The 18,742-nt window shown below is 69.1% G+C and carries 11 protein-coding genes, 1 tRNA gene and 1 pseudogene; 8 read left to right on the top strand and 5 right to left on the bottom strand.

Translation table 11 applies throughout. The annotated features are described in order from the left end of the window. Positions 1 to 6: 6 nt before the first annotated feature. Positions 7 to 1,377: an IS256 family transposase gene (locus FA582_RS09185; RefSeq protein WP_420853147.1), complete on the bottom strand. Its 1,371-nt coding sequence runs from the start codon at positions 1,375 to 1,377 to the stop codon at positions 7 to 9. Between the two features lie 79 nt (positions 1,378 to 1,456). On the opposite strand from FA582_RS09185, the gene FA582_RS09180 reads away from it, so the two are divergent. The 3 genes from FA582_RS09180 (at position 1,457) to FA582_RS09165 (ending at position 7,748) form a co-directional block, all read left to right on the top strand. Next, the gene (locus tag FA582_RS09180) at positions 1,457 to 4,069 is read left to right on the top strand and encodes an RHS repeat-associated core domain-containing protein (protein ID WP_029541312.1); all 2,613 of its coding nucleotides are present in this window, start codon (positions 1,457 to 1,459) and stop codon (positions 4,067 to 4,069) included. A 1,691-nt stretch (positions 4,070 to 5,760) separates the two neighbouring features. Beyond that, a complete protein-coding gene (locus FA582_RS09170; protein ID WP_010148349.1) occupies positions 5,761 to 6,270 on the top strand; it encodes a SigE family RNA polymerase sigma factor in 510 nt (169 codons plus the stop codon). Continuing rightward, the gene (locus tag FA582_RS09165; RefSeq protein WP_010148348.1) at positions 6,267 to 7,748 is read left to right on the top strand and encodes an AMIN-like domain-containing (lipo)protein; all 1,482 of its coding nucleotides are present in this window, start codon (positions 6,267 to 6,269) and stop codon (positions 7,746 to 7,748) included. The genes FA582_RS09170 and FA582_RS09165 overlap by 4 nt, the downstream gene beginning before the upstream one ends. A 471-nt stretch (positions 7,749 to 8,219) precedes the next feature. Here FA582_RS09165 and ligD read toward each other — a convergent pair whose 3' ends face one another. After that, entirely contained in the window at positions 8,220 to 9,212 is a 993-nt protein-coding gene (ligD, locus tag FA582_RS09160) for a non-homologous end-joining DNA ligase (protein ID WP_010148384.1), read from the bottom strand. Positions 9,213 to 9,216: 4 nt separating this feature from the next. Further along, complete coding sequence (locus FA582_RS09155) at positions 9,217 to 10,788, bottom strand: DHA2 family efflux MFS transporter permease subunit (RefSeq protein WP_010148383.1); 1,572 nt, start codon at positions 10,786 to 10,788, stop codon at positions 9,217 to 9,219. A gap of 160 nt (positions 10,789 to 10,948) precedes the next feature. On the opposite strand from FA582_RS09155, the gene dnaG reads away from it, so the two are divergent. The 4 genes and pseudogenes from dnaG to FA582_RS17720 form a co-directional block, all read left to right on the top strand. Then, positions 10,949 to 12,883, top strand: coding sequence for a DNA primase (gene dnaG / locus FA582_RS09150; RefSeq protein ID WP_010148382.1), 1,935 nt, complete (start codon positions 10,949 to 10,951; stop codon positions 12,881 to 12,883). Between the two features lie 5 nt (positions 12,884 to 12,888). Further along, positions 12,889 to 13,467, top strand: coding sequence for a hypothetical protein (locus FA582_RS09145; protein WP_010148381.1), 579 nt, complete (start codon positions 12,889 to 12,891; stop codon positions 13,465 to 13,467). Between the two features lie 121 nt (positions 13,468 to 13,588). Further along, positions 13,589 to 13,661, top strand: a tRNA-Asn gene (locus FA582_RS09140). A 476-nt stretch (positions 13,662 to 14,137) separates the two neighbouring features. Then, a pseudogene (locus FA582_RS17720) lies at positions 14,138 to 14,482 on the top strand (transposase); the annotation flags it as partial. 81 nt (positions 14,483 to 14,563) lie between these two features. Here FA582_RS17720 and FA582_RS09130 read toward each other — a convergent pair. Continuing rightward, a complete protein-coding gene (locus tag FA582_RS09130) occupies positions 14,564 to 15,616 on the bottom strand; it encodes an IS110 family RNA-guided transposase (protein ID WP_010148378.1) in 1,053 nt (350 codons plus the stop codon). Positions 15,617 to 15,818: 202 nt separating this feature from the next. Between FA582_RS09130 and FA582_RS09125 the strand changes: the two genes are divergently transcribed. After that, positions 15,819 to 16,868 (top strand): IS3 family transposase, encoded by a 1,050-nt coding sequence (locus tag FA582_RS09125; RefSeq protein ID WP_010148377.1) that lies wholly within the window; start codon positions 15,819 to 15,821, stop codon positions 16,866 to 16,868. Positions 16,869 to 17,323: 455 nt separating this feature from the next. Here FA582_RS09125 and FA582_RS09120 read toward each other — a convergent pair whose 3' ends face one another. Then, the gene (locus tag FA582_RS09120; RefSeq protein WP_010148376.1) at positions 17,324 to 18,643 is read right to left on the bottom strand and encodes an MFS transporter; all 1,320 of its coding nucleotides are present in this window, start codon (positions 18,641 to 18,643) and stop codon (positions 17,324 to 17,326) included. Between the last annotated feature and the right edge of the window lie 99 nt (positions 18,644 to 18,742).

Raw genomic sequence — 18,742 nt, 5'->3', positions numbered from 1 at the left:
TTGGGTTTACAGGTAGGCGTTTACGCGGTCGGGGTAGACGAGGGCGAGCTCGCCAAGGGCGGCTTTCCAACCGGTGACGGCGGCGCCTTCGATCAGGCGGGGCACCGACTTTCGGTCTTTGCCCTTGCTGGCCTGCTTGGCTCGTTCTCGGGCTCGTTTGTCCTCGATGTTCATGATTGCCAGCCAGAGCAGCTTGATCACGGCCTCGTCGCTGGGGAAGTGGCCGCGGTTCTTGATGATCTTGCGCAGCTGGTAGTTCAGGCTCTCGATGCTGTTGGTCGTGTAGATGACCTTGCGCAGCGCGGGCCCGAACGCCAGGAAGGGGATGAACCGGTCCCAGGCGTTCTCCCAGGTGGCGACCGCAGCGGGGTACTTCTTGCCCAGGTTGGAGTCGGCGAAGGCGGCCAGCGCCATGAGCGCTGCGTCCTCGTCAGCGGCGGTGTAGATCGGGCGCAGCATCGCGGCGACGGCCTTGCGGTCGGCGTAGGAGACGAACCGCATCGAGGCCCGGATCAGGTGCACCACGCAGGTCTGCACCATCGCGTGCGGCCAGGTCGCCTCGATCGCCTCGGCCAGGCCGGTCAGCCCGTCGCAGCAGACGATGAGCACGTCCTTGACGCCGCGGTTGGCCAGCTGGGCGCACACGCCGGCCCAGAACTTGGCGCCCTCGGTGGCCTGGACCCAAATGCCCAGGACGTGCTTGACGCCGTCCATGTCGACGCCGACGGCCACGTGCGCCGAGCGGTTGGTCACGTGCGACCCGTCGCGGACCTTGACCACCAGGGCGTCGAGGTAGATCACCGGGTAGAACGCCTCCAGCGGGCGGGACTGCCAGGCCTTGACCTCCTCGAGCACGGCGTCGGTGACGTTGCTGATCGTCTCGTGGCTCAGCTCGGTGCCCAGCGTCGCGCCCAGATGATGCTGGATGTCGCGAACGGTCATCCCGCCGGCGTACAGGGAGATGATCATGTCCTCCAGCCCGCCGAGGCGGCGGGCGCCCTTGGGCACCAGCGCCGAGGAGAACGTGGAGTTGCGGTCCCTCGGCTGGTCCAGGGCGATGTCACCGACCTCGGTGCCCACCGTCTTGGGGGTCGTGCCGTTGCGGGAGTTCCCCGAACCTCGGCCGGCCGCGTCGCCCTTGGCGTACCCGAGGTGGTCGGTCAGCTCGGCTCCCATGCCGCGCTCCAGGACGGTCTTGATCATCTCGGGCAGGAAGCCACCGGCCCCGGTCAAGGACACCCCGCGCTCACCGGTCGCCGCGAGCAACTTGTCGACCAGCTCGTCGTCGAAGAACTCCTCACGCAGCCGCGCAGCCGCGGCCCGATGCTCCACCTCGACCTGGTCCAGATCCTCGGCCCTCATCTCGTCGTGCGTCATGCTCACAGTCAATCTCCTTCTCGGTCGGAGACCCGGCACTTACACAGACCATCTGACACCCCCCCCGCACACGAAGACCGTGTATGACCAGGGCGCACCCAACGGGGGTCTCAACCCGGCTTCCGGCACCGGGTACAACCTTGCGACCACGGTCACCGTGACCGCCGCCGGGACCAACCTCGAAGACATCCACGCCAACGGCAACCCTGTCGTCCTGTCCAAGACGGTGAACTCTTACGACCCGGTCGTGTCCGGTACCGGCTCGGGGTGGGAGTTCGCTGTCCCGACGAAGGTCGTCACCGGGTTCGGGTCGACGACATCAACCTCAGTGACCGTCCTGGATGCCGAGGGTCGGGTCACCCAGACCAGGCAACCTTCCGAGGCAACTACCGGTACGGGGCCGGGTACCCGCCGCAGCGTGTACTACAGCGCGGGCGCGAACAGTTCAGACGCGGCGTGCGGGAACAAGCCTGCCTGGGCTGGTCTGGTCTGTCTGGAAGGGCCGATGAGCACCCCGGCGACGGGGTTCCCCACCGAGCGGACCACTGGGTACTCGATGTGGTTGGCACCGACCACCACGGTCGAGACGTCCAACGGTGCGACACGTACCACGACGACGACCTATGACACCGCGTCCCGGCCCGTACAGGTCGCGACAGCAACCTCGGGACTGACCGGGGCCTCCCCGGTGCCTGACACGCGCACGACGTACAGCCAGACGACTGGCGCTGTGACCAAGACTGAATCGGTCCACTCCTCCGGGTCGGTCCTCGGCACGATCAGCCACAGCTACGACGACTGGGGCCGCCTGACCGGGTACACCAATGCCCAGGGCGAGACGACCACCACCAGTTATGACAGCGCCGGCCGAGTGGCCACCCTCACCGACCCGAACGGGACCGTCACCTACACCTACGACGGCACCGACGGGCTCGGCCGCCCAGAGCGCCGCGGGCTGCCCACCAAGGTCGTGCACGCCACGGGAGGACGGTCCTTCATCCTGACCGGTGCCTACGACGCGAACAGCACCCTGATCGCGCAGACCGCACCAGGGGGAATCTCCCACACGTGGCGCACCGACCCTGCCGGCGAACCCATTGAGCAGTTCGTCACCGGCCCACTGACCGACCCCGAAACCGGCGCCAGCACAACAGGTACTTGGCTCGGGTGGAGCATCCTGAACGACCCCCTCGGCCGCATCGCGTTGGAGTCCACCCCCGCCGGTGCCGTCCTCGACGGCTCCGACACCACCACCCCCGACGGGACCGGCGGTGTCGGGGACGGGTACGGGTACGAACGGGCCTTCACCTACGACCCACTGTCCCGCCTGACCCGGGTGGATGACCTGACGGCGACCACCCACGCCGGCACCGTCAACACCACCCCTGCCGACGGTGAGGTCTCAGCGCCCGGGGTCTGTCAGACCCGGACCTACAGCTTTGACGCGAACTCCAACCGGACCGCGTTGAAGACGACCCCGTGTGGGTCGACCACCGGCACCACGACCACCTGGGCGTACAACACGGGTGACGCCGCGACCACCGGGGCCAGCGGGCAAGGCGCGTATGTCTATGACCAGTTCGGGCGGCAAACCCTCATCCCCAAGGCTGATACGCACATGGGAACCGCTGACCTGACCCTGGGTTATTACGACACCGACGCACCCAGATCAATCAAGCAGGGCACCACCACGACCGCGTTCACCCTTGACCCTGCAGGCCGGCGCCTGGTGCAAACCACGGCGGGGCAAGGCCCGTTCCCCGGTGGAATCACCGCCAAGAGCGAGATCGTGCGCCACTACGGCGACGACTCCGACAACCCGACCTGGACCAGCTACGAGGGTGGCACCACCACCCGGTTCCTGCCCGGTATCGGTGGAGACCTCGGGATCAGCACCACCACCACAGGTGGGGCCACGGTTGCCGAGCTCACCATCGCGAACCCGCACGGAGACGTGGTCAGCACCATCAGCCTGCCCGAGACCGGGGCGGTCACCGGGATCACCGCCTGGTCCGACTACACCGAGTACGGCACTCCCCGCACCCCAGCAGCCAACGCTACGGTCAGCGGACCACTCGGCTACGGGTGGCTCGGCACCAAAGAACGCGCCACCCCAGGAGAAACCTTCGGCCTCACCCTCATGGGCGTCCGGTTCTACAACCCGGCCACTGGCAGATTCACCTCCACCGACCCCATCTACGGCGGAAACCACAACACCTACACCTACCCCTCTGACCCAATCAATGTTGAGGACTTAACAGGAGCGTGGGGCTGGAAGAAGGCAAGGAGTTGGGCCGGGTCGAAGGCTAAGTCCGCCTGGGGTGGCGTGCGCCGCGCTGCGCGGTGGAGCACGAACTCCCGTTGGGGTCGAGCAATAAAGTCTGGGTGCAACGTTTCTTGGGGAATTGTCGCGGCAGGCTGTGGAATCTATTTTGGGGGGGCTTATGCCATCCAGGGGAAGTGGCGGCAGGCCGGAAGCTATGCGGCTGGCTCTGCGGTCGGCGTCATCGGGGGAGGGGCGGCTAGGGCAGGATTTCGATATGCGGCACGAAAATCACAGGCGTATTCTTCCCGGCGAAGTATGCGAAGGCATCGTTACGCTGTAACCACAGTAGCTTCATGGTCATCGGGCTCATCGGCTTCGTGGGCGGTGTCAAAGAAGCGTTCGCGTTCAGTTAGGAGATACTATTAACGACAGGGCAGGCGAAGTGCGGTATCGTAGTCACCTTTCGATATGGCCCCACGTTCTAATTGCCTTAGCATCTTTCGTGATCGCGTGGGCGTCATACGCGGCTGGTGATACGAGGGCCCAGGTCGCATTTGCGGTAACGGCAGTCGCGGTGCTGTATTGTCTCCTAAGTCCGCGTCAGGGAATACGCCTGGAGACACACAGGGTGGTAAGCCAAGGTCTGTTAATCCACACTTCCATGCGCTATGAAGAGATAAAGCGAATTGACTATGCGCCATATGCTCCTCCATATCTCTGGTACGCGACTGTCCCCTTCTTCAGCCAACTTGTGGTGGTCTCACACGACGACAAGGAGCTGGAGCTGAACAAGTTTGGGGCAAAGAGTCACCGCTTAAGAGAAATTCGATCTAAGTTACTAAAACTGGCATGCTTGGAGGACAATCAGTCGAGCAGTGGGGGAAGGCACAGGAAAGAATGAAGCGCTGGAGCGCCTCGGAAGCGACCGGGCCAGGAGCAACAGTAACGCTGTGATTTGCGCTTTAGCGTGAATAGGCAGCGGGGATCCGGTGGGAGACTCGTCGGCGGGGACAAGACTACGAAATCTCACCGGGAAGAACACCGCAGCTACGGGCGGACTCCGGCCGCGGCGGAGCCGCTGGTCTGTCGGTCCGAATGACTCCGGCCCGGCGCGCAGGATGTTCTGGATCCCATCCAGCGGGTCGCCCTTGCGGCCGCGGTGCCCGGTGGTGTCCTGCTGCACCCGACGGCGGACCTCATCGACAACTTGGTGCCGAGCGCGACGACGTCTAACGCGTCCAAGACCGCGGTCGCGTCGGTGAGTTCATCGTGGATCGCGCTCTTGTACCCCTGGAAGGGGTCGAAGGTGGCCACGTCGACACCGGCGGTGAAATCTTCTCCGCGCTGGGTGAGTCAGTCGGCGTAGGCGGCCTTCGTCCTGCCCTAGACCAGGAGGAGCAGACGCGCCCTGACCTGCCCGTTCCCAACGACGGTGAGTCAGTCGGCGTAGGCGGCCTTCGTCCTGCCCTAGACCAGGACGAGCAGACGCGCCCTGACCTGCCCGTTCCCAACGACGGTGAGGTGGACCATGCCGGTCTGTTCCTTCGGTCCGTGGCCCCCCTCGGCGACCGGCTTGGTGGATGTTGCCAGACGTGCTTGTCGACCCAAGGTAGCCACGCCGGCGAGGCGGGGCCTCGTCGTCGGCCGCTGCTGCCAGAATCGGCTTGATCGCCGACCACGCGGTACGCAACCGCACCCCCAACTGTCGGGTTACGCCTTGCACCGAAGCGTGCTCGGAGCGGATCTGTCCGGGAGGGCGCGTCGACCTGGCGCACCACCCGCCGGCTGAGGGAGTCGGGGACCACCCCGCACGGCGAGCACCCGGTCGGCGCTGGTGCCGACGCGATCGTCACCTCAGCAGGTCAGGGGCTCGGTCGACAGCGGTCACGGCAGACCGCCCAGGCAACAAGCAGGTCGCAGTTGTCGCACTGCGCCCGCCAGCGCACAGAGCACGGCAGCAGGACGTAGGGCTCGACCTCATCACCACCTCAGGACCGCGCTCCCGCGCGTCGCCTCCCCACCCTCCAAGTCATAGAGGCCAGATTGCGGCGCGAACTGAACCGAACGGGCCGCTCGTGCGACATGCTGGGTATGAGGTGCCCGAGAGGAGGTGCGCGGTGCTGACGGCCGACCCCGCCTACAGCGAGTTCGTGCAGGCCCGGGGCCCTCGGCTGCGCCGGGCGGCCTACCTCCTGTGCGGTGATGCCGACCTCGCCGAGGACCTGCTGCAGGAGGCCCTCATCGCGCTCGCCGAGAAGTGGGAGGGCGTGGACAACCCGGACGGCTTCGTCCGGCGGGTCATCTACCGCCGCCGGGTGTCGTGGTGGCGCAAGGTGCGCCGTGAGGTGACGAGCGACCGGCTGCCGGACACCGGCATACCGGATGGTGCCGAGCAGCGTGCCAGGGACGACGAGGTGCATGCGGCGCTGCGGACGTTGCCGCCCCGGCAGCGGGCGGCGCTGGTGCTGCGTTACTTCGAGGACCTGACGGAGGCGCAGACGGCGGAGGTGATGGGCATCCGCCCTGGCACGGTGAAGAGCCTGTCGCACCACGCGATCGCCCGGCTCCGCGATGAGCTCGGGTCACAGGTGCTCGCGGGCGCCGAGGAGAAGGAGAGTCTGGCATGAATGCCGATGTGCGCGACCTGCTGGAGGGTGCTGCGCGCCTGGACGGTGACGAGTCGGTCACCGCGGAGGCGCCGTGGACCGCCGGTCGTCGCCGCCGCACGCGGCGCCGGGTCGGGGGAGCGGTGGTCGGGAGCGCACTCACCCTCGCCGCCGTGGGGCTGGTCTGGCAGACAGGGGTCGTGGGCGGAGGCGAGGGCTCCGGGCAGGGAGTCGCCGCGGAGTTCCCCGACGGCGGCACCACCTTCGTCTTCGCCGCGTCGGGCGTGTCCGGTGCGGACCCGTCGACCATCTCGGCCGTGACGCCGGTGGCCGCCGACGACCTGGAGGGCACGACCTGGGTGCTGCGCGAGGAGCTGTGGCGGGGTGGCGACGCTGCGGCCGTCGTGGGGTCGGGTGCGCCGACGGAGCTGGCCTTCGGTGACGCCGGCTGGGGAGTCTCGGTGGACGCGTGCGGCGAGGCCACCGTGCAGGGGCCGTTGACCCTCGAGCCGGACGGCGCCTTCGTCGCGCCTGCCCTGGGCACCACCGACATCGGGTGTCCTCCGGAGGTCCAGGCCGCCGAGGACTTCTGGATGGAGGCGCTGGCCGGGGGCGGGTCGATCCACCGGCTCGGTGCTGAGTCGGCGGGGCTGCTGCTCGTGACCGTCCGTGCGCCCGCGCTCGACGAGCCGGTGGCCCTGAGCGAGCCTCCGGCGCCGGTCACCGAGGAGCCCGACGAGACCGCCACCGCATCTGATGACCCGGACGAGGTCGCGTCCGAGAACCCGGACGAGGTCGCCGCACCGGCGCCCAGCCAGCCGCGGCCCACGCAGCCCGACCCGGCGACGCCGACGGAGACGAGCCAGCCGGAGCCCGTCGCGCCGGAGCCGACCGTGCCCGGGCCGCCTGCGGCCCCCGAGCCCGAGCCGGAACCCGAACCTGCGCAGCCGACGGTCGACCCGACCCCCGTCATACCCACCGTGGAGCCGGGGGTGGGGGTCGAGCCCGGGGGCGGGTCCGGCCCCGGGCTGCCCTGGAACCCGCCCGAGGCGCGCACCGAGGGCGGTGGCGGCCTGGCGGGTGGGAGCGGTCTCTATGCCCCCTCGCTCCGGGCCGGGCTGAACGACGGCTTCGACCGGGTCGTGATCGACCTCACCGCTGCTCCGGGGACCGCCGCCGGCTCACCGGCCTGGTTGGCCTCCTACGAGCCGTCGCCCACTCGGGACGGCTCCGGCGCCCCGGCCGGGGTGGCGGGCGACAGCGTGCTGCAGCTCGTGCTCGCCGGGATGCCCTACCCCGAGCCCGGGGACCCGGTCTACGACGCGGGCGACTACGGGCTCGACACGCACTCCCTGGCCGCCGTCGTCGAGGTCATCCGGACGACGCCCTTCGAGGGCCAGCTGCAGGTCTTCGTCGGGATGCAGGGCGAGCCGCGGCCCTACCGCGTCTTCGTGCTGGAGAACCCGCTGCGCCTCGTCGTCGACATCCAGACCCCCTGAGGATCCCACCGAGCGCCGCAGATGGTTGCTCCTGGGCCCACCGAGCGCCGCAGATGGTTGCTCCTGGGCCGACCGGGCGTCGCAGATGGCTGCTCCTGAGCCGACCGGGCGTCGCAGATGGTTCCTCCTGGGCCGACCGGGCGTCGCAGATGGCTGCTCCTGGGCCGACCGGGCGTCGCAGATGGTTCCTCCTGGGCCGACCGGGCGTCGCGAATGGTTGTTGACTCCGACCATCTGCGGCGCTCGGTGGGGGTGTGTACGACCATCTGCGGCGCTCGGTGGGGGTGTGTACGACCATCTGCGGCGCTCGGTGGGGGTGTGCGCGACCATCTGCGGCGCTCGGTGGGGGTGTGCGCGACCATCTGCGGCGCTCGGTGGGGGTGTGTACGACCATCTGCGGCGCTCGGTGGGTATGGGGAGGGCCAGCGCTTCGTGCCTGCCCGATCGGTGTCGGCCTACTCGGGCACGGTGTCAGGACGCGTCGGTGTCGTCCGCGTCGTCGACGTCGTCGACGCTCGGGGCGCCCTGGGCCTCGTCGCGCTCGGCCCACTCCAGCAGCGTGGCGAGGTCGAACACGGAGTCGGGGTCGTCGATGCCGGCGTGCAGGTCGCCGAGCTCGGCATACCTGTCAGGCATCGTGCGCACGGTGAAGTCGCCCGGCTCGCAGTCCGGCACCTCCTCCCACCGCAGCGGCGCCGACACCCGGGCGTCCGGCGTCGCCCGCACGCTGTAGGCGCTCGCGATCGTGTGGTCCCGGGCGTTCTGGTTGAAGTCGACGAAGACCCGGCGCGGGTCGCGGTCCTTGCGCCACCACACGGTCGTCGCCTCCTCGGTGCGACGCTCCACCTCGCGGGCGAAGGAGAGCGCGGCCCGGCGGACGTCGGTGAAGCCGTGCTCCGGCGGGATCCGGACGTAGACATGCAGCCCGTGCGAGCCGGTGGTTTTCGGCCAGCCCACCGCACCGAGCTCGCCGAGCACCTCCTGGGCGACGACGGCCACGCGGCGCACTGTCGCGAAGTCGCACTCCTCGCCGGGGTCGAGGTCGATCCGCCACTCGTCCGGCTGCTCCACGTGGCCGCGCCGGCTGTTCCACGGGTGGAACTCCACGCAACTCATCTGCACCGACCAGATCACCTGCGCCAGCTCGGTCACGCACAGCTCGTCGGCCGTGCGGTTCCACCGGGGGAAGGTGACGTGCACGGTCTCCATCCAGTCCGGCGCGCCGCGCGGCAGCCGCTTCTGGTGGACGCGCTCACCGGTGATGCCGTCCGGGAACCGGTGCATCATGCAGGGCCGCTCGCGCAGCGCCCCCACGATCCCGTCCCCGACGGACAGGTAGTAGTGCGCCAGGTCGAGCTTGGTCAGCCCCAGCTCGGGGAAGTAGACCCGGTCCGGGTTGGAGATCCGCACCGCGCGCCCGCCGACCTCGATCTCGGTGGCGGGACTCGCGGCGCGGCTCGGCATGGGGTCAGGCTACGGGCTCGGGGTATGCCGTGGGCTCCGGCTCGCTTGACGTCGCCGTCGGCGCCGCCCCGGACGCCGCGGTCGGGGTCTCCGACGCCTCACCGTCCGGGCGCGGTGCGCGGACGAACAGCGCGAGAGCGAGCACGCCCACCGTCACCGCGGTCGCGACGAGCAGCCCGGCGCCGATGCCGCCGCTGGTGGCGGCGGTCTCGGTCAGGCCCTGGCCCGCCAGCTGGTGGCTGCGGACCTCCATGACCGTGACGACGAGCGCGGTCCCGGCGGCGGCCGCCACCTGCTGACCCGCACCGAGCATCGCGCTGCCGTGCGAGTACAGATGCGTCGGCAGCGAGCCCAGCCCGGCCGTGAAGCACGGCGTGAAGAGGAAGGACAGCGAGATGCTGATGAGCATGTGCAGGCCGACGAGGCCCCACAACGGTGCGACCGCGGCGAAGATCGCCATCCCGGCCATGCCGGCGACCAGGCCGATGGCGCCGGGCACGACGAGCGGGCGCGGCCCGAGCCGGTCGTAGAGCCGGCCCACGGTCGGGCCGAGCAGACCCATCGCCAGCCCACCCGGCATGAGCACCAGGCCGGAGGCCAGGGTGCCGAAGCCGCGCACCTGCTGCAGCAGGATCGGCAGGAGCAACATCCCGCCGATGAGCGCCATGAAGGCGAGGCACATGAGCGCGAAGGTCACGGCATACCGGGGGATGCGCAGTGCCCGCAGGTCGAGGAAGACGGATCCGTTCCCGCGACGGATGAGCGACCGTTGCCGCCAAACGAAGGCGACCAGGGCGACCAGGCCGACACCGAGCGCGGCAAACGGGTTGATGCCGCCGCCGGCGCCCTCACCGAAGGAGCTGAGGCCGTAGACCAGGCCGCCGAAGCCGAGGGCGGTGAGCACGGCGCTGAGCACGTCGAGGTGGGCGGCGCGGCCGGGCTCGCTGCCACGCAGGAGCCGCGCACCGGCGATGAGCATGAGCAGCGCGATCGGCAGGACCAGCCCGAAGATCCACCGCCAGGAGGCGAACTGCAGGATGAGGCCGGAGACGGGCGGGCCCATCGCGGGGGCGACGGAGATCGCCAGGCTGAGGTTGCCCATGACGGCGCCGCGGCGGTGCAGCGGCACCATGGTCATGATCGTCGTCATGAGCAGCGGCATCATCACGGCGGTGCCGCTGGCCTGCACGATGCGGCCTGCGAGAAGGACCCCGAAGGTCGGCGCCAGGGCTGCGGTCGCCGTGCCGATGAGGAAGACGCTCATCGCGAGCACGAAGGCGGTCCTGATGCTCAGCCGCTGCAGCAGCCAGCCGGTCATGGGGATGACGACGGCCATGGTGAGCAGGAAGCCGGTGGTCAGCCACTGCCCGGCGCGCGCGTCGACGCCGAAGGCGTCCATGAGGGGCGGCAGCGCGTTGAGCATGAGCGTCTCGTTGAGGATGACGACGAAGGCTGCGGCCGTGAGGACGCTGATGACCAGCCGCACCCGACGTGGGTCGAGCTCAGCGACGTCGGGGCTGGTCGGTGGCGCGTCGGTGGCGGACGCAGAGCGCACAGGGGTCTCCTCGGAGTTCATGACAGGGTGGGACTCTAGAGCGAGGGTCAACTCATCGCGGGCGCGGAGCATTCCATGCTAGCGCCGACGGCCCGATGGAGGCAGCGGATTTCCGGGCGCCGCCGGGATCGTGGGTGGCGCGACCTACACTCGGGCGCAGGGCAGGTCGAAGGAGGTGCACGTGGCGCGGATCAAGGCCGAGGACATCCAGGTCGTCAAGGAGCGCGCCTCCATCGAGGAGGTCGTCCGCGAGCACGTGACGCTGCGCAGCGCCGGCGTCGGCGCGATGAAGGGCCTGTGCCCCTTCCACGACGAGAAGACCCCCTCCTTCCAGATCCGCACGGCGCTCGGGAGCTACCACTGCTTCGGGTGCGGCGTGGGTGGCGACGTCATCTCCTTCCTCATGGAGATCGACCACCTCACCTTCTCCGAGGCGGTGGAGCGGCTGGCCGACAAGCTCGGGATCACGCTGCGGTATGACGAGACCGGGCCGGGCGGTCGAGGTCGCGGTGAGCAGGCGCCGGTCGGGCAGCGCACCCGGCTCATGGAGGCCCACCGGGTCGCCGAGGAGTTCTACCACGAGGCGCTGCTGCGCTCGGGTGAGGGACGCAAGGGGCGGGACTTCCTGCGCGACAAGGGCTTCACCGGCGAGCACGCGACACAGTTCATGGTCGGGTATGCCCCGCGCGAGGGCACCGCGCTCGTCTCGCACCTGCGGCTCAAGGGCTTCACCGAGGAGGATCTGGTGCTCGGTGGCCTGGCCAACCGTCGGGGGCGGGGCCTGTCGGACCGCTTCCAGGGCCGGGTGCTCTGGCCGATCCGGGCGATCACCGGTGACACCGTGGGTTTCGGCGCGCGGCGGCTCTTCGACGACGACTGGAGCCCGGCGAAGTACCTCAACACCTCCGAGACCCCGATCTACAAGAAGACCGGCGTGCTCTACGGCCTCGACCTCGCCAAGAAGGCGATCTCGACCGAGCGGACGGCGGTCGTGGTCGAGGGCTACACCGACGTCATGGCCGCGCACCTGTCCGGCGTCGGCACGGCGGTCGCGACCTGCGGCACGGCCTTCGGCAGCGACCACATCTCGATCCTGCGGCGGATCCTGCGGGACGAGGCGGGCCGCGCCCCGGCCAAGGTCATCTTCACCTTCGACGGGGACGCCGCCGGGCAGAAGGCCGCGATGAAGGCCTTCGAGCAGGACCAGCGGTGGGCGGCGCAGTCCTACGTCGCGGTCGCCGCCGACGGCCAGGACCCGAACGACCTGTGGATCGCCACCAAGGACGCCGAGGGGGAGGAGCAGGGCCGCACCGTCCGCGAGCTCGTCGCGGGGGCGACCCCGCTCTTCGAGTTCGCGGTGCGGACCACCCTGGCGCCCTACGACCTGTCCGAGGCCGCGCAGCGGGTGCAGGCCATGCGGGCGGTGGCGCCGATCCTCGCCCAGATCAAGGACCGCACCCTGCGCCCGGAGGTCATCAGGGACGTGTCCGGGTGGATGGGCATCGACCCCGACGCGCTCACGACCGAGGTGCACCACGCGGCGACCCGACCGGCACCGACCACCCCGGCGGCGCGGACGCCGGACGCCGCCGCGGTGGAGGGTCCGGTGGCCCCGACCCTGCCCCAGCCCGACCTGCGCGACCCGGTCCAGGTCGCCGAGCGTCAGCTCGTCCAGGTCGCGCTGCAGTTCCCCTTGGCCATCGTCCCCGAGGACATGGACGACCTGGAGCCCGAGGCGTTGCGGGCGCCCATGCACCGGGCGGTCTGGCACGCGATGCGGCAGTCCGGCGGCATACCTGGGGCGTCGCAGCGCAGTGCGCGGGGGTGGGTGGAGGCCGTCCTGGCAGGCACCCCACCGCCGGTGCACCCGCTCGTGCACGAGCTGTCGGTGGCGACGCTGCCGGACCGTCTCGACCCGGAGAGCGGTATGCCGCGTGAGGCCTTCGTCGACTGGCTCGTCCTGCGGGTGCGGCTGGCCGGGGTCGAGCAGGAGGTCGCCGACCTCCTGGGGCAGCAGTCGCGGGCGCCGGAGGGCAGCCCGGACAAGCGCCGGCTGGACGAGCGGCTCATGGAGCTGCACCGCGAACGGGCCCGCTTGCGGTCCAGGATGGAGTGAGGACGATGCCTCTGTGGCGCTCGCGCACGATCGGTGCGGCCCCCAAGCCCGAGCGCGACCCGGGTGACCTGCCCCACGCCGTCCGACCCACCCTCGCCCGTGGTGAGCAGGTGCTGGCCAGTGCGCAGGAGGACGGCACCGGCCACTGGCTGCTGCTCACGACCTTCTGCCTGCGCGAGGTCGCCGACACCGGTGACGTGCTGCTCGAGTGGCCCTGGCACGAGGTGGACACCGGCGCGTGGGACCCCGACCTGTGGGCCCTGGCCGTCACCTTCGTGGACCAGCTCGGCGGCCGCCAGTGGGTGTTGCAGCGGCGCACTGGCCCCGGCATGGTCCCGCAGGTCTTCCGCGAGCGGACCTCGGCCACCGTTGTCCTCATGCGCGCCGTCGACCTCGGCCCCCGCCGCACGGCACGGGTGACGATCCGCAAGGTCCTGCCGACACGGGAGCTCGTCGAGCAGGTGCTGTGGGGCCGGGGGCCGGGGGAGTCCGACCCCGAGCTCGCGGCCGCGGTGCACGCCGTCCGCGTCGACCTGCGTGACCAGGTCGGGCTGCCACCGAACCCGCCGGTGACCGCCGACTGAGCAGGCCCCGCGGGGGTGGCCTGAGGCCACGCCTCGTGACCGCGCTCGGGCCGCCTGGCTCGGTGCGACGGGATTTCGGCGCGGGCTCACCCGTTTGCTAAAGTTCCTACTCGCTGCATAATCCCCTGTAGCTCAATTGGCAGAGCAGCCGGCTGTTAACCGGCAGGTTACTGGTTCGAGTCCAGTCGGGGGAGCACGTCTAAACCCCCTCTGACCAGCAATAATAGGTCAGAGGGGGTTTCCCGTGGGGGCTACGTGGGACATGGCATTCCCCCCGCTCAGTCCTGGATGGTGCGTGCGGCCATCTGCGGAGAGCCGGAACTGGTCGTCACCGCCGCTGACGAGGACCATCTCGGGGATGTTCTCGAAGTGGATGGTTGTCTGCGTCAGGGTCTCGGGGCTCGCCGCCTCTAGGCACGTCCGGGACGTCGCCAGGTAGCTGGGTGGGCCCTGCTGGAGGTCGTGGGCGAGGGGCCGATGGAGGAGGACGCGTGCAGTGGTCGCCCTGCCGGGGCCAGTGAGAGGTCGACCACTGCCGATCCTGGTCATGCGCGGCGCAGATGACGTATGAGCGGGCGAGCGGGACCACGGCTCGGACGAGAGGGTCGAGGGGGCTAGGTGCTGACCAGGGCGCCCCGGTACCGAAGACGACTGTCGCGTACCGGGTCTGATGGAGGCTCTTATTCCACGGAAGGATGAGAGTCATGGCAGCACCGAGGAAGTACCCCGAGGAGCTTCGGGGCGAGCGATCCGGATGGCGGTCGATCTGCGGCGTGATCCAGCGACGAGGTCGGGTGCGCTGCGCCGGGTCGGTGAGCAGCTGGGCATCAACCCCGAGACGTTGCGCAATTGGGTCTGCCAGGCCGAGATCGATCAGGGCCACCGCCCGGGCGTCACGACCGAGGAAGCGCGGCGGATCGCGGAGCTGGAACGTGAGGTCAAAGAGCTACGCCGAGCGAATGAGATCTTGCGCACGGCGTCGGCTTTTTTCGCCGTGGCGGAGCTCGACCGCAAGCTGAAGTGAGCACGACGGTGCTGGTCGACTACATCGATGAGCACCGCGACAGGTTCGGGGTCGAGATGCTCCTATCGGTTGTCAAGGGGTGCTGGGGGTGGCCTCCAGGACGCGGTAGAGGTGTCGGGCGAGGTAGCGCTTGGCGCAGCGGATGGCTTCGCGTTTGGTCTTTCCCTCGCTGACGCGGCGGTCGATGTAGGCGCGTGTCTCGGGGTGGGTCTTGGCGCGGATCACGACGGCTTGATGGAGGGCGCGGTTGAGTTGTCGGTCGCCTCCGCGGCTGAGGCGGTGGCGGGTCTGGTTCTGACCGGAGGTCGCCGGGAGTGGCGCGACGCCGGCCAGGCGGGCGAAGGCTGCTTCGGTGGGGCAGCTGCCCCGGTGTGACCAGGAGATCAGGATCTGCGCGGCCAGCAGCGTGCCGATGCCTGGTTCCTGCAGGAGTGCGGGACTGAGCCGCAGGACGAGGGCGTGCATCGCGGCCTCGAGTTCGTCCATCTCGCTGCTGAGGTCGGTGACCCGGTGGGCCGTAGAGCGGATGGCGCGTTTCGTCGCGGAGATCTCGGGGTCGGTGGTGGAGTCGGGGCCTAGGTGGCGGCACCGCTCGAGCAGCCGGGTGAAGGTCAGCTGTCGTAACTCCTCTCGCAGATCGGCGGGGGCGGTCAGAATGAGCGCCCGCAGGACGTTGATGGCTGACGTGCGGGGGACTTTGGCGCTGTCCCGGGCTGCGATCAGCGCACGCAGTCCTTCCCGTGCCTCGCGGGCCCGAGGGGTGCTCCAGGACTGACGTCCGAGGACTTCACGGGCGGCGCGAACGGCGTCCAGGCTGTCGGACTTGGCGCCGTCCTTGGCGGCGGGCGTGAGCGGGTGGTCGAACTCGATCACCATCTGCGCGGCGTCGGTGAGGGCGCTGAGCAGACCTGCTCCGTAGCTGCCAGCGCCTTCGATCGACCAGACTCGGGTACGGGTGTCGATGTGACGATCCGCCCACTGGATCGACTCGCGGTACCCGCGCGGTGTCGTGGGGAGCGTTGTGGTGGCCAGGACGGCGTGGCTGCGCGCATCCACGATGGCCAGGGTGATGCGATCCCGATTGGGATCGACTCCGATGACGTAGTCAGCAAGATCGGACAGCATGTGGTGCCTCCCAGAATTCGTCCGGCCAGGACCTGCTGCCGGCGGTGAGGCAGGACTGTGATGGGTCACTCGAGGGGACATGCTCCTGATCAAGCCATCGGTGTCGGCAGCGCGGCGATCGGACGAATCTCGACAAAGACACCTCGAAGGTGGGTCAGCCAATCTGTGAGTCACGACCGCCAACGCCACCTTGCCGCGATGCATGCTGCGCGGGATCACCCGCACCAAGGGGCCGCGGACCACCGTCCCAGGCGCCGGTCCCGAGACCCGCCCTGACCTACTGGAGCGCGACTTCGGTGCGCCGGCCCCGAACCGGGTCTGGGTCGCTGACATCACCTACTGCCGGACCTTCGCCGGGTGGGTCTACGCCGCGTTCGTCATCGATGTCTACTCCCGGCGGGTGGTCGGCTGGCAGCTGTCCAAGAGTCTGCGTACGGACCTGGCGTTGGACGCCCTGGAGATGGGGCTGTGGACCCGCGAGCACGCTGGCCAGGACACCACCGGAGTCATCGCACATTCGGATAAAGGCGTTCAGTATCTCGCCGTGCGATACACCCAGCGTCTGGCTGAAGCTGGCGCTGTCGCCTCGGTCGGTTCGACAGGCGATTCCTACGACAATGCGTTGGCCGAGGCCTTCAACTCGCTGTTCAAGGCCGAGCTGGTCCGCAACAAAGGCCCATGGAAGAACATCGACGACCTTGAGATCGCGGTCGCGGAGTACATCGACTGGTTCAACCACCGACGCCTCCACGGACAGATCGGACTCCTCCCACCAGTCGAGTTCGAGAACATCTACTACCATCACAACCCCGCACCGGCCACCGCCGACGCGTCAGTTCAGAGCCTCCACCAAACCCGGTACGCGACACTCGACCCCCAGAGCATTACGGTCGTTGGCGGGGAGGGCTCCGTCGGCGCGTCCGTGGAGTGGGAGCTGGGCGGGATCGCCCCGGTCACCCGGGTCTCCGGCAGCACCCGCTACGAGACGACGTCCCGGCTTTTCGCCGACTACCCCACCGGCGCCTCGATGGCCTACCTGGCCTCCGGGGAGCACTTCGCCGATGCCCTCACGGTCTCCGCACTGGCAGCCGCCGGGGGGGCACCTGTCCAGCTGTCCCGCAGATTCGGACTGATGGGTGTCACTGAGGACGCCCTGGTCGCGCTCGACCCCGCCGCAGTCCGGTTGGTCGGTGGCGAGACGGTGCTCGAGGACTTCGTGATGCAACAGGTCCAAGACTTGCTCTCGCCCTGACCTCCGCGACGCGCGGAAGCGGCGGTGACTCCCCCTTGCGCCTCGCTGAGCACGGTGGTGTCAATGAGGAAGCAGGTCACGGGTCTATGACGGTGCCGTCGGTGACTTCGAGACGGCCGCGGCTCGTGGAGCTTTCCCTGCCGGCCCGGCTGAAGGCGGCTGCCAGGTCATGCAGATCTGGGATACCTGCGGGGCCTCGGGCGCTTCAACCACCAGGTGTTCCTCCCCGCTGTCGCCAGACTCGGCGGCACCGGATGTTTGTAGTTCCTATCGTGCGCGACGTTAGCACCGTTGACGCCTGGATCGGCCAAGAGAAGCTGGGGCTGAGTAGTCACATACGGCACGCTACTGACGCTGTCCTCGCATAGCGGCCCTGGGTCGTCTTGGCGCATCGATTAGGGCCGCCATCTTCCTCTCGGTGATGGCGGCCCCAATCGGAGTGGCTGAATTCTCGTTCAGGTGGCCCGGTCCAGTTTCCAGTGGCGGGTTTCCGGGGCCAGGAGACCGGTGAGCAGGGTGATGGCGGTGACGGCCATGAGGTACCAGATGAAGACGTCCTGAAGGTCGTTGCTGGCGAACCAGGTGTTCAGGTAGGGCGCGGTGCCGCCGAAGATGGCCGTGGCCAGGGAGAGCGGCGCTGCGACGCCGGCGGCGCGGACTGCGGTGGGGAACACCTCGGCCCACACGGCTCCGTTGACTGCGAAGAGGCATGCGAGCAGCAGCAGTGCGATGGTCATGGCGAGGAAGAGTCCGCCGAAGCTGCCGTCGATCATGCGGTTGAGCGGGAACGACAGGGCCAGGAACCCGACTCCGAAGGCGATGATCATGGGCCGGCGGCCCACTCGGTCGCCCAGCAGGCCCATGAGTGGTAGCGCAACGAGGAAGACGACCTGAGCCAGGAGGGCGGCGGCCAGGGCACTGTCGGGGTCCTGACCGCGGGCAACCTGGGCGTAGGTCGGAGCGAAGATCAGCCAGGTGTAGAACATGATGGATCCGCCTGCGGACAGGCCCATCACGATGGCTACACCGGACAGGTGCGGGCGGAGCCGCTCCGAGAGCGGCTTGCGGGGACCGGCTGCGGGGGCAGCGTCCGTCTCGACCTTGGCGGTCTCCTGGATCTGGCGGCGCAGCCACAGGGCGTAGAGACCGAGGATGCCGCCGAGGCCGAACGCGAATCGCCATCCCCAGGACTCGATCTGTGCCTCGGTGAGCAGGCTCGTCACTGCCAGGCCGGTGAGGGTGGCCAGGATGGTGCCGAGGATCACGCTGACCCATGAGGAGCTGCCCCACAGTGCGCGTCGGCCTGCCGGGGCGCGTTCGACGAGGTAGGTGACGGCCGTGCCCATCTCGCCTCCGTGCGCGAGGCCTTGTACGAGGCGGGCGAGGAGCAGGATGACCGAGGCCAGCACGCCGACTGCGCCGTAGGTCGGTGCTACGGCGATCACCAGGCTGCCGATGGCTACGATGGCCATGGCCAGGGTGAGTGCGGTCTTGCGGCCGCGCCGGTCGGCGTACCTGCCGAAGAGCCATCCACCCAGGGGGCGGGTGATGAATCCGACCGCGAAGACCGCGAGAGTCGCGAGTAGTGCGGATACGGAGTCGTCAGAGCGGAAGAACTGGCTGGCGAAGTAGGGGGCGAAGATGGTGTAGATCGTCCAGTCGTACCACTCGAGGGTGTTGCCGGCGTTGACGGCGATGAGGTCGCGGGCCCGGTGCCCCTGGGTGTCGACCAGGGTGGTGCCGGTACCGACGGCGCTGTCGGGATTGGTGGTCATGTCAGTTCCTGTTCGGTGTGTGGGGACGTTCAGGCCGGGGCGCCCTCGAGGCCCATGCCGGCGGCCTCGTCGGCTCCGGGGACGCGCATCTCGAAAGTT

The sequence above is a fragment of the Serinicoccus profundi genome, from assembly GCF_008001015.1.
Taxonomy (GTDB): domain Bacteria; phylum Actinomycetota; class Actinomycetes; order Actinomycetales; family Dermatophilaceae; genus Ornithinicoccus; species Ornithinicoccus profundi.
The sequence above is the reverse complement of the archived record's forward strand: the minus strand, read 5'-3'. Positions and strand labels throughout refer to the sequence as shown.